Source organism: Candidatus Blochmannia festinatus (nom. nud.) (genome assembly GCF_059936355.1).
Map to the genome: position 1 here is coordinate 120137 of NZ_CP012116.1, position 13277 is coordinate 133413.

8 protein-coding genes are annotated in these 13277 nt (G+C 27.4%); all 8 read left to right on the plus strand.

Features of this window, described 5'->3' with window-relative positions; genetic code table 11:
• The first annotated feature begins 167 nt into the window (after positions 1 to 167).
• The 8 genes from rpsO to dnaK all read left to right on the plus strand — a co-directional run bounded on the left by rpsO (position 168) and on the right by dnaK (position 13179).
• The gene (gene rpsO / locus Bfest607_RS00555) at positions 168 to 434 is read left to right on the plus strand and encodes a 30S ribosomal protein S15 (RefSeq protein WP_500838380.1); all 267 of its coding nucleotides are present in this window, start codon (positions 168 to 170) and stop codon (positions 432 to 434) included.
• A 188-nt stretch (positions 435 to 622) separates the two neighbouring features.
• Positions 623 to 2719 carry a polyribonucleotide nucleotidyltransferase gene (gene pnp / locus Bfest607_RS00560; protein WP_500838381.1) on the plus strand — a complete coding sequence of 699 codons (2097 nt, stop codon included), beginning with the start codon at positions 623 to 625 and terminating at the stop codon, positions 2717 to 2719.
• Positions 2720 to 3014: 295 nt separating this feature from the next.
• Positions 3015 to 4802, plus strand: coding sequence for a DEAD/DEAH box helicase (locus tag Bfest607_RS00565; RefSeq protein ID WP_500838382.1), 1788 nt, complete (start codon positions 3015 to 3017; stop codon positions 4800 to 4802).
• 186 nt (positions 4803 to 4988) lie between these two features.
• On the plus strand, positions 4989 to 5462 hold the full coding sequence (locus Bfest607_RS00570) for a DNA polymerase III subunit psi (protein ID WP_500838383.1): 474 nt from the start codon (positions 4989 to 4991) through the stop codon (positions 5460 to 5462).
• Positions 5463 to 6164: 702 nt separating this feature from the next.
• A complete protein-coding gene (gene thrA, locus Bfest607_RS00575; RefSeq protein ID WP_500838384.1) occupies positions 6165 to 8615 on the plus strand; it encodes a bifunctional aspartate kinase/homoserine dehydrogenase I in 2451 nt (816 codons plus the stop codon).
• 34 nt (positions 8616 to 8649) lie between these two features.
• The gene (thrB, locus tag Bfest607_RS00580; RefSeq protein WP_500838568.1) at positions 8650 to 9588 is read left to right on the plus strand and encodes a homoserine kinase; all 939 of its coding nucleotides are present in this window, start codon (positions 8650 to 8652) and stop codon (positions 9586 to 9588) included.
• A gap of 3 nt (positions 9589 to 9591) precedes the next feature.
• The gene (gene thrC, locus Bfest607_RS00585) at positions 9592 to 10914 is read left to right on the plus strand and encodes a threonine synthase (protein ID WP_500838385.1); all 1323 of its coding nucleotides are present in this window, start codon (positions 9592 to 9594) and stop codon (positions 10912 to 10914) included.
• A gap of 330 nt (positions 10915 to 11244) precedes the next feature.
• Positions 11245 to 13179 (plus strand): molecular chaperone DnaK, encoded by a 1935-nt coding sequence (dnaK, locus tag Bfest607_RS00590; protein ID WP_500838386.1) that lies wholly within the window; start codon positions 11245 to 11247, stop codon positions 13177 to 13179.
• The last annotated feature ends 98 nt before the right edge of the window (positions 13180 to 13277 follow it).

The following is a 13277-nucleotide window of genomic DNA, read 5'->3' on the forward strand; positions in this document are numbered from 1 at the left end:
AAATAGATTATTAAAATTAAAAAATATTGTTGATAATAATTATTTTAATTAGATTAAAAGATAAAAATTATATTTTATTAGCATTATAAAAAGATTAATTAGTATTTATAGTGTATATATGATAAAAGTATAGAATTAGAAATATTATTTTTTGTGAAAGGTGATATATGTCTCGTGATATAAAAAAGAATGAAATTATTTTAAAGTTTGGAAATAGTAGTAAAAATACTGGGGTTACTGAAGTACAAGTTGCCTTATTAACTGAACGTATTAATCACCTAAAATATCATTTTGATACACATAAAAATGATCATCATAGTCGTTATGGTCTGTTAAAAATAGTTGCTAAACGTCGAAAATTGTTAAAATATTTAAGAAATAACAATATATTACGATATAATAATTTAATTAAAATTTTGGGATTACGTCATTAAAAAGATAGTAAATTAGTTTGGATAAGCAATTAATAGAGAATTAACGTAAACTGTTGTTAATTAGGGTTTTATAAAATTGTATGTACAATTTTTTAGAGAAGTGGCGTTATGGTGTGTAATAATAAATTTATTTTTGATTTTTTATTAGAAAAGTTATTTTTGTTTTATAAGAAAAAAAGGATATTATTTTGATAAAGTCGACTATTTGTAAATTTCAATATGGTAAGCATACTATTATTTTAGATACTGGTACCATAGCTCGTCAAGCTAATGCTGCAGTTATGATTAGTATGGATGATACTACTGTACTGGTTACTGTAGTAAGCTCTGATCAAGTTAAAATAGATCAAGATTTTTTTCCTTTAATTATAAATTATCAGGAACGTACTTACGCTGCTGGTAAGTTTCCAGGGGGATTTTTTAGAAGAGAAGGTCGACCTAGTGAAAGTGAAATATTAACTGCTCGATTAATAGACAGACCAATACGTCCGTTATTTCCAAAAGGTTTTTATAATGATATTCAGATAATAGCTACTGTAGTTTCGGTGAATCCTCAAATATCTCCAGATATTGTTGCTATAATAGGAGCATCTGCAGCATTAAGTTTATCTGATATTCCTTTTTTAGGGCCTGTAGGAGCAGCAAGAGTTGGTTATATTAATAATGAATATGTATTAAATCCGACTACTACAGAATTATCTCATAGTAAATTAGATTTGGTTATTTCAGGAACAGAATCCAATGTTTTAATGGTTGAATCAGAATCTTGTTTATTGAATGAACAAGAGATATTGAATGCTATTATGTTTGGGCATGAACAACAACAAATAGTAATTCACAACATTAATAAATTAGTACAAGAAGTTGGAAGATCTAAATATATTTGGAAAAGAAAAGAATTAGATATAGATCTACAACAATATTTGTCTAATTTATATGAATCTCGTTTAAATTCTATTTCTATTGTTATAGATAGAAAAAATCGTCAAGAACAATTAAATAATATAAAAAAAGATCTTATTGATATTATTTGTAGTGAATATAGCGATGATACTGTTAATAAAAGTGAAGTGGTATGCTTTTTAAATGATTTGGAAATTTTATTATTGCGTCGACGTGTTTTAAAAGATAATTTACGTTTTGATGGCCGTTCTCAAGATATGATTAGAGAGATAGATATAAAAGTTGGAATATTATCTAGAACTCATGGATCAGCATTATTTACTAGAGGAGAAACTCAAGCTTTAGTTTCTGTAACTTTAGGAACTGAACGTAATGCTCAAAATTTAGACGAACTTACAGGGGAACGTGTGGATCGATTTTTATTGCATTATAATTTCAATCCATATTGTGTAGGAGAAATTGGTATAGTAGGAGCACCAAAAAGACGTGAAATAGGTCATGGTCGTTTAGCAAAAAGAGGAATGTTAGCAGTGATGCCCAATGCTAATGAGTTTCCATATACAATACGAGTGGTATCAGAAATTACTGAATCTAATGGATCGTCTTCTATGGCGTCTACTTGTGGAGCATCTTTAGCATTAATGGATGCTGGAGTACCTATTAAGGAATCTGTAGCAGGAATTGCTATGGGATTGATTAAAGAGGAAAATGAGTTTATAGTGTTGTCTGATATTATTAGCGATGAAGATCATATTGGTGATATGGACTTTAAGGTATCTGGAGGTAGAACAGGCATAACAGCATTGCAGATGGATATTAAGATAAATGGAGGAGTGACTTATGAAATTCTTCGAATTGCTTTAGAAAAATCGAAATTAGCACGATTAAAAATTTTAGATCTTATGGACCAAAAAATTAGAGTATTTCGTAAAAATATTTCTAAGTTTGCTCCTAGGATATATAATATTAAAATTAATCCAGATAAAATCAAAGACATAATAGGTAAAGGAGGTTCTGTTATTAAAGCATTAACTGAAGAAACAAACACTATTATTGACATTGAAGATGATGGATTGATAAAAATAGTTTCTTTAAATGCTGATAAAGCAAAACAAGCTATATCTCGAATTCAAGAAATTACTGCCAATATAGTTATTGGTTCTGTTTATACCGGAAAAGTTACTCATATTGTAGAATTTGGTGCATTTGTTACTATTTTTTCTGGAAAAGAAGGATTATTACATATTTCTCAAATTTCAGAGAAAAGAATAAGTAAGGTATCTGATTATTTGAAATTAGGACAAGAAATATTAGTAAAAGTTTTAGATATTGATCGACAAGGAAGAATTCGTTTAAGTATGCGTGGAATAAACCATATGTAACTATGATATGAAATTTAAGATTTTTATTTTGTTCTAATTATTAGATAAGTTTTTATCATTTTATTTTCTTATGATAAATAAGATTATGTAGTTTTATAGTTTTATGTCTATTGTATAAATCATAAACATATTAATTTAACGCAATAAATAGCGTTGTGTTAGTTTAATATGTTTCGGTTGAATCTGTTGTAGGATAGATGATTATTCTAATCAAGATTATAGTGAATTATATATATTGTTAATATATAAGTGAATTTTATTCATGCAACTATTAAAGTATAATTGAGGTATATAGATGTCCCAATATGAAAGTTCTTTTGGTAGTTTAGGATTGAGTTCATGTGTTATTAATATGTTAAAAAAAATAGGATATCAACAACCTTTACCTATTCAAAAGAAATGCATTCCGTTGTTGTTAAAAGGGTATGATGTTTTAGGTATAGCGCGTACTGGAAGCGGTAAAACTGCTGCATTTTTGTTACCTTTGATCCAAAACATAGATATTAATCAAGTATTTGTGCAAGGTTTAATTATAACTCCTACTCGAGAGTTAGCTATTCAAATTGGTCAGGTTTGTGTAGAGTTTATTAAAAATATGCCTAAAATTAATGTTGCTATTTTATATGGAGGACAAAGCTACAAGATCCAGTTAAATGATTTGAAAAAAAATCCACATATTGTTGTAGGAACTCCTGGTAGATTATTAGATTATCTAGACAAAAGAGCTATAAATATAGCACAGTTAAAGACTTTAATAATAGATGAAGCAGATGAAATGTTACGTATGGGCTTTATTGAAGATATAAAACTTATTGTTAATAAAATTCCATTGAATCGACAAACAGCGTGTTTTTCTGCTACTTTTCCTGCTGCTATAAAGAAAATAAGTTATAAGTTTATGCATACTCCGAAAGAAATTTATATGAATGATAGTACGGATATGCATTGTTCTGATGTTAAACAAAGTTATTGGTTAGTAAAAAAAGGAGTGACCACTAAACATGAAGCTTTAATGCGTTTTTTAGAAACAGAAAATTTTGATGCGGCTATTGTTTTTGTGCGTACTAAATCTGATACCTTGAAAATTTCAGAAATTTTAGAGAGTTTTGGATATAATAGTGCAGCATTAAACGGAGATATGCATCAATCTATACGTCATCAAACTATATCTCGTTTAAGATACGGTACTTTAGATATATTAATAACTACTGATGTTGCTGCTAGAGGTTTAGATATTCATCGGATAAGTTTAGTAATAAATTATGATATTCCTAATAGTCATGATTCTTATATACATCGTATTGGAAGAACAGGTAGAGCTGGTAGAAGTGGAAGGTCTTTATTATTTGTAGAAAGGAGAGAATACAATATATTTCATACTATTAAGAAAAGGGAAAAATTTAATATTTCAGAAGTTAAGTGTCCTACATATAATGATTTAATTAATTCTAGATTGGTTAAAATTTCTAATAAGATAGCTGAGTACGTAAATTCTGATGATTTAATAGTGTATCGTTCATTATTGAATAAAGTAAAACCGGATAAGAATTTAACTATGGAAAATCTTGCTGCTGCCTTGTTAAAAATAGCCCAGGGAGATCGATCATTAGTATTACCTTCAAATTCAGTTATAAAAAATGAAATAGTTTGTTTTCAAAAAAAAACTAACATAAAGAATAATAAGGTGAAATTCAGTTATACTTCAAATTTTTGTCGTACTCAATATAATGACAGTTTTAATGACAGTAAAAATAACAAAAAAAACAGTAATAGTGTTTCTTCTGCTGTAGTTAATTCAAAAATGTTGTTGTATCATATGTCGATAGGACAAAATGATGGAGTTAAAACAAAGCATATCATTCAGGCAGTTTTAAATAAAATAAATATTAATTATTGTAATATTGGTAATGTGAAGTTATTTTCTTCATATTCTATTATTGAGATTTATACAACTAGTTTATCTAATAAAAGAATTATTGATATTGAATTATCAAATATACAAGTTTTAGATAAAAAAGTATATATAAGATATTTAGGCCAACGAGTTTTTGATCGAAATAATAAAATATATTCTAAAAAATGACATACTATAAGTTCTAACAATTTTTAAGGAATACATTATAGTATATGTATTGTTAATATTATAAATTTATATTTTGGCGTGTTATTTGTAATAGATTAATTATATTTTAAAATTCAAATAAGTTTGATTAATTTTGATATTATAAGGTGTTAAAATGAATAATTTTATATTTTTTCGAAAATTTGTGTGTTTAATTTAATAGTTAAAGAAATAAATTGTGTAGATATTTATTACTTATTAACAGCATTACTTATGAGATTAAGTTGGAGTTTAATTGCAAAAGAATTAGGTATTAACTTATGGCAATTAAGGTATCCTATCCTGTTAACAAATAAAATACCAACTTATTGTTTGTTAACTAAATTGAAGTTATTAATAATATCAGATGTTACTGTATTTGTGGATGATAGGTTTATTAAGGATGTTATTAGATCTATAAATATAGATATTATAGAATCATATGTCATTACTGTAGAACAAATGCATAATCTTTTCTTACCAAAAAATTTTTTAAACTGTTGTTGGTGGATGGGAGTAAAAGTTTTGTGTAATTTTAGATGTGTAACGTTATGTACTCCATCATTAGAAATATTAAAAAGTAATCTTGAAGCTAAACGTGATTTATGGAATCAAATTTATCGATATATTAATAAAAATTAATATAGTTTCTGTATATATAGATATTGTATCTTTTTCATTTGTTATATTGTAATTTTTTATTATATATTTGAATATTTTCTCAGTTAGTGACAAAAATATTTAATGGTAATTTTATTAAAAATTAATTAGTTATTTTACATATCATTGTATATTTCTCTTTAGAAATATTTTTAAATAATATTTAATACCACTAGTGAGAATTATTTTTTTTAAATTCTCACTAGTGGTAGTTATAAGTTTTTGCTGATAAAAATATTAATATTATTTAATATTAATATAGCTATTTATAAATAATGCAATGTTATAAATATATATAATAACTAGAAAAAATTGATTTGGTTAAAATTAATATAATCAGAGTAAAGAATAAATAATATTATTGTATGTAATATGAGACTAATTTTTATTTTAATTAAATACTTATATTAAAATTTTATAGTAAGTTTAAATTTTATAAATAATTAATTGATTGTTAAAAAATTATTTTAATGATATTAATATTACTTGATTGATGATATAATTAATTCTAATTTGTGTTTGTTCTAATTTTATATTATTTTGTAATAATTATATTTAATATTGTAAATGATAGTATAAATAATGTATGACTTGATCATGAGCACATATTCTGTCCTAAAATTTTTTTATAATAATAAGTAATGAAGCATAAGATTAGATTAAGTTATATCTAGGAGATGTAATATGAAAGTATTGAAATTTGGGGGAACTTCGTTATCTAATGCACAACAATTTATGCGTGTAGCTAATATCATTAAAAAAAATGCTAAAGAAGAACAGATAGCAGTAGTATTATCAGCTCCTGCAACTATTACAAATTATTTAGTGTTAGCTATAAATAATGCATTAAATGGTTTAAACATATCAGAAAGTATTTTTACTATAAAAAATGTTTTCACTATTTTGATAAAAGATATAACTCAATTTCAATCTAAATTTAATTATTTGGTTGCCGATGTAATATTGGAAGAAGAATTTAATTGTTTAAAAAAATTATTACATGGAATTTCATTATTGAATTTTTGTCCGGAAAATATAAATGCTAATATTATTTGTTTGGGAGAAAAATTATCTGTAGTTTTAATGAAAGAAGTTTTAATTGCACAAAATTTAAAAGTAATGGTTTTAGATCCTGTAAAAGTAATTTTAACTCAAGGTGGATATTCTACATCTATAGTAAATATAGAAGAATCAACTCGCCGTATTAAAAATATTTCTGTTTCTGATGATAAGATAATTTTAATGGCTGGATTTACTGGAGGCAATAAATATGGAGAATTAGTCACTTTAGGTCGTAATGGATCGGATTATTCAGCTGCTATTTTGTCAGCTTGTGTAGGTGCAAGTCTTTGTGAGATTTGGACAGATGTAGATGGAATTTATACATGTGATCCTCGTCAAGTATCTGATGCTAAGTTATTACATACATTATCTTACACAGAAGCTATGGAGCTTTCTTATTTTGGAGCTAAAATTTTACATCCACGTACTATCGTGCCTATTGCACAATTTCATATTCCTTGTTTAATTAAAAATATTTTTAAGCCTGATGGTACTGGAACTCTGATAAGTTCTCCTGATAATATTCATACTAATGTAGTAAAAGGAATTACTTATTTAAAAAACATGGTTATGTTGAGTGTGTCTGGTCCAGGTATGAAAGGAATGATTGGTATGGCAGCGAGAGTATTTGCTTCAATGTATAAAGCAGCGTGTTCGGTGGTATTAATTACTCAATCATCTTCAGAATATAGTATTAGTTTTTGTGTGCCAAATCAAGAACTTGAAAAAGCTTGTGATGCTTTAAATGAAGAATTTTATTTAGAATTAAAAAATGGGTTATTAGAACCAATAGATTCGATGCCAAATTTAGCAATTATTTCAGTGGTAGGTGATGGGATGAGGACTCAATTAGGATTAGCTGGTAAATTATTTGGAGCCTTAGCTCGTGCTAATATTAATATAATTGCTATTACTCAAGGATCATCAGAACGTTCTATTTCTGTAGTAGTTAAAAATGATGTTACTGCTATTGGTGTAAAAGCAGTTCATCAAGTGTTGTTTAGCACTGATCAGGTGATTGAAGTATTTATTATTGGAACAGGAGGTGTTGGTAGCGCATTAATAGAGCAAATTCGAAAACAACATTTTTGGTTAAAAAATAAATGTATAGATTTACGTATATGTGGTATTGTTAATTCTCAATTTATGTTGATTAATCCAGATGGTATCAATTTAAATGGTTGGAAAGTATTGCTAATGCAATCTAAAGAACCTTGTAACTTAAAGAAATTAATCACTATCATTAGGCGATATCATTTATTGAACCCAGTGATTATCGATTGTACTAGTAGCTTTCAAGTATCAAATTGTTATGTAGATTTTTTATTAGCAGGATGCCATGTAGTTACCCCGAATAAAAAAGCTAATACTGGTTCTATGGAATATTATAATGCACTTAGAAATACTGTTAATGCAACTCGACGAAAATTTTTGTATGATACTAATGTTGGAGCTGGATTGCCGGTGATAGAAAATCTACAGAATTTATTACATGCTGGAGATGAATTAATAACATTTTCTGGAATTTTATCTGGATCTTTATCTTATATTTTTGGAAAATTAGATGAAGGATTATTATTTTCTGAAGCAACTTTATTAGCTAAAAAAAATGGATACACTGAACCCGATCCTCGTGATGATCTTTCTGGTATAGATGTAGCTCGAAAATTATTAGTTTTAGCTAGGGAAGTAGGATATCAATTAGAATTAAAAGATGTAAATATTGAGTCTGTAATACCTAGCAATATATTAGATAATGATCATTATTCTATTAATGATTTTTTAGAAAAATTATCATCTTTAGATGAGTATTTTATTTACAAAGTTAACAAAGCAAAAAATTTAGGTCATGTGTTGCGTTATATTGGTAATATACAAAAAGGCAAATGTTATGTTAGAATAGAATCCATTGATAATAGCCATCCTTTATTTAAAGTGAAGGATGGAGAAAATGCCTTGGCATTTTTTACGCAATATTATCAACCATTACCTCTAGTATTGAGAGGGTATGGAGCAGGAAATGAAGTCACAGCAGCCGGTGTGTTTGCTGATTTATTACGTACTTTATCTTGATTTATTTGAAATTAATAATGGTAAGGATATGAAAATGGTTCGAGTGTATGCTCCAGCAACTATAGGCAATATTGGAGTTGGTTTTGATACTTTAGGAATGGCAATTACTCCTAGTAATGGAGAATATTTAGGAGATTTTGTAAATATTGAAAAATCTGATAATTTTGTTGTGAAGAATGTTGGACTATTTCATGATCAATTGCCTATTCAATTAGAAAAAAATATTATTTTCCAGTGTTGGAAAAGGTTTTGTGAGTTTTTATGTAAAAAATATCCTCCTGTGATTATTCAATTAGAAAAAAATGTTCCTGTTTCTTCTGGATTAGGATCAAGTGCATGTTCTATCGTAGCAACATTAATTGCTATTAATCATTATTATGGATGTCCATTGGATAATGAACAATTGTTTAAACTTATGGGAGAAATAGAAGGAAAAATTTCTGGGTCTATTCATTTAGATAATGTAGCTCCTTGTTTTTTAGGAGGCATGCGTATTTCTCTTTCAGTTTGTAGAAATATAAGTCAATTGATTCCTAGTTTTAATAATTGGGTATGGATTATAGCATACCCTGGAGTTAAAGTATTAACTTCAATATCTAGATCAGTGCTTCCTGAGCAATATAGTAGAAGAGATTGTATCAATCATAGTCAATATTTATCTGGATTTGTGCATGCTTGTCATACTAATCAAGAATCTTTAGCAATTGAGTGTATACATGATATTATTGCAGAACCTTATCGAGATAAGTTATTACCGGGAAATTTATCTTTTATTAAAAAATGTCTTATAGAAAGAGGAGCAGTGTCTTGTGGTATTTCTGGTTCAGGACCAACTATATTTGCATTATGTAATGTTAATCATGTAATAGATGATATTTGTGATTTTTTATCTAATTTTTATGTAAAAAGTGAATTAGGTTTTGTAAAAGTTTGTTTATTAAATAAATTAGGCGCTCATATTGTAGCGGAATAATTAATGAAACTATATAATATTAAACAACGTGATGAACAAGTTAGTTTTTCTGATGCTCTTATACGAGGTTTAGGAAAAAATCAAGGATTATTTTTTCCTCTTGATTTACCTAAATTTTCAACATCTGAAATTGATATTTTATATGATATGAATTTTATAGAACGAAGTACATATATTTTATCAAAATATATAGGATCTGAGTTATCATACAAAGATATTTTGACTTGTGTTAAGGATGCGTTTAATTTTCCTATTCCATTAGTGTTGATTAAAAAAAATATTGCAATTTTAGAATTATTTCATGGCCCGACTTTAGCTTTTAAAGATTTTGGTAGTAGATTAATGGCACGTATGTTGATGCAACAAGTTAATAAAAAACATGAATTAGTAGAAAAAAAACCTTTAGTTATTCTTACAGCTACTTCGGGAGATACAGGAGCTGCAGTAGCTCATGCATTTTACGGATTAAATAATGTACATGTTGTCATTTTATATCCTAAAAATAAAATTAGTATATTACAGGAAAAATCATTTTGTACATTAGGAAGAAATATAACTACTATTTCAGTAGATGGAAATTTTGATGTTTGTCAAGATTTAGTTAAACAATCCTTTGAAGATAATTCTTTTAAACAAAGATTATATTTAAATTCTGCAAATTCTATTAATATTAGCAGAATATTAGCGCAGATTTGCTATTACTTTGAAGCATTAGCGCAACTTCCCAAACAAATACGAGTCAATAATAAAGTGGTAATTTCTGTTCCTAGCGGGAATTTTGGAAATTTAACAGCAGGATTATTAGCTCAATCTTCTGGTTTACCAATAAAATGTTTTATTGCTGCTACTAATTCAAATGATACAGTACCTAGATTTTTAAAGTACGGAATATGGAATCCTTTACCTACTATTCCAACTTTTTCTAATGCAATGGATGTAAGTTGTCCTAGTAATTGGAGTAGAATAGAGGAATTATTTAGGAAAGAGAATAAATCTTTTTTAGAATTAAGATATGGTTGTGTTAATAATGAGTTAACTAAAGAAACAATATTTAAAATTTTAAAATTAGGATATATTATTGATCCTCATACTGCAGTAGCATATAACTTATTAAATGATCAATTAAATTCTAATGAATTTGGAATATGTCTAGGTACTGCTCATCCAGCTAAATTTAAGGAGTTGATAGAGTATTTATTAGAAGGTAAAATAAGTATTTTGTTGCCTGATTCTTTAAGGAATCAAATAAACTTACCTATTTTGTCTTATGAAATATCAGGGTGTTTTTCTGAATTGCGTAATTTAATTTGTTCAATAGTATTATAATTATTTATTTGATTTTTTTATTAATAATATTAATATGTGTGTAAAGATTTTAACAAATACAGAGTTATTTAATTATATATAAAATATATATACGATTAGTGTTGTTGATTTTATGTTTGGTAAAAATATAATAGTAGATTTGTGATATATGTACAGTGCTTATATAATTTATTTGATATATTGAACACGTATATGTGTTCTGTTTAAAAAAGTTTATGAAAAACAAGTTTGTTGAAGGTTGAAAAGTGTAGTTTTGACCGCATATCAGGTTCATGGTCTGGTTAAATTGTCTATTTTATTTATGTAATATAAAATAATGGAGATGTTTAGATGGGAAAGATTATTGGTGTTGATTTAGGCACAACCAATTCTTGTGTTGCGATTATTGAAGGAAATAAGCCCCGTGTATTAGAAAATAGTGAAGGAGATAGAACAACTCCTTCTGTTGTTGCTTATACACAAGATGGAGAAATTTTAGTAGGTCAACCGGCTAAACGTCAATCTGTTACTAATCCTAAAAATACTTTATTTGCTATAAAGCGTTTAATTGGTCGTCGTTTTCAGGATAAAGAAGTACAGCGGGACGTCAATATTATGCCATATAAAATAATTTCTGCTGATAATGGAGATGCTTGGATAGATATTAAGGGGCAAAAAATAGCTCCTCCTCAAATTTCAGCTGAAATATTAAAAAAAATGAAGAAAACTGCAGAAGATTATTTAGGAAGTCAAGTTACGGAAGCAGTTATTACAGTTCCTGCTTATTTTAATGACGCTCAACGTCAAGCTACTAAAGATGCTGGTCGTATTGCCGGTCTAGAAGTAAAACGAATAATAAATGAGCCTACAGCAGCAGCTTTAGCATATGGTTTAGATAAAGAAACTAAAGGAAATAGAATAATAGCTGTATATGATTTAGGAGGAGGTACTTTTGATATTTCAATTATAGAAATTGATGATGTTGATGGAGAAAAAACTTTTGAAGTATTGTCTACTAATGGAGATACTCATTTAGGAGGAGAGGATTTTGATAGTCTTTTAATTAATTATTTAGTAGATGAATTTAAAAAAGATCAAAGTATTAATTTATACAATGATCCTTTGGCAATGCAAAGACTTAAAGAAGCAGCAGAAAAATCGAAAATAGAATTATCAACATCACATCAAACTGATGTAAATTTACCATATATAACTGCAGATAATACTGGTCCTAAGCATATGAATTTAAGGGTGACTCGTGCTAAATTAGAGTCTCTTGTAGAAGAATTAGTTAATCGCACTATGAATCCTCTTAAATTAGCACTTAAGGATGCAAATTTATCTGTTTCTGATATACATGATGTCATTTTAGTAGGTGGTCAAACTAGAATGCCTTTAGTTCAGAAAAAAGTATCTGAGTTTTTTAGTAAAGAACCTCGAAAGGATGTTAATCCTGATGAAGCAGTAGCTATTGGAGCAGCTGTTCAAGGAGGGGTGTTATCTGGCGATGTAAAGGATGTATTATTGTTAGATGTTACACCTTTATCTTTAGGTATTGAAACTATGGGTGGAGTTATGACTCCTTTAATTTCTAAGAATACTACTATTCCTACTAAACATAGTCAGGTTTTTTCTACAGCTGAAGATAATCAATCAGCTGTTACAATTCATGTTTTACAGGGTGAACGTAAGAGAGCAAATGATAATAAATCTTTAGGTCAATTTAATTTAGATGGAATAGCTCCAGCTATGCGTGGAATACCTCAGATAGAGGTGACTTTTGATATTGATGCAGATGGAATTTTGCATGTATCTGCAAAGGATAAAAATAGTGGTCGAGAACAAAAAATCACTATTAAAGCTTCTTCTGGATTAAATGAAGAAGAAATAAAAAAGATGGTTCAAGAGGCTGAAGCTAATGCTGAATCTGATAGAAAATTTGAAGAATTAGTACAAATTCGAAATCAAGCCGATCATTTGGTACATAGTACTCGGAAGCAACTAAAAGAATTAGGAGATCAATTATCTGCGGATGATAAAACTGTTATTAATAATGCTTTGAAAGAGTTGGAATTAGTAATGAAAAATGAAAATAAAAATGAGATTGAATCTAAAGTACAAGACTTGATAAAAGTTTCTGGAAAATTATTAGAAGCAAGTAGCCAAAAGAATAAAGAATCAAATGCTTCTACTCAATCTCAAAGTTCTGCTAAAAACAATGCTACTACTGATTCAAATGAAGATGTTGTAGATGCTGAATTTGAAGAAATAAAAAATAAGAAATGATTATATTTTGTATGTGTATAAAATAACAAATCTTAAGAATGGTAAAATATGTACTTATTAATTTTTGGAATTTATTGTTGAAAGTATAAGATAGAGGG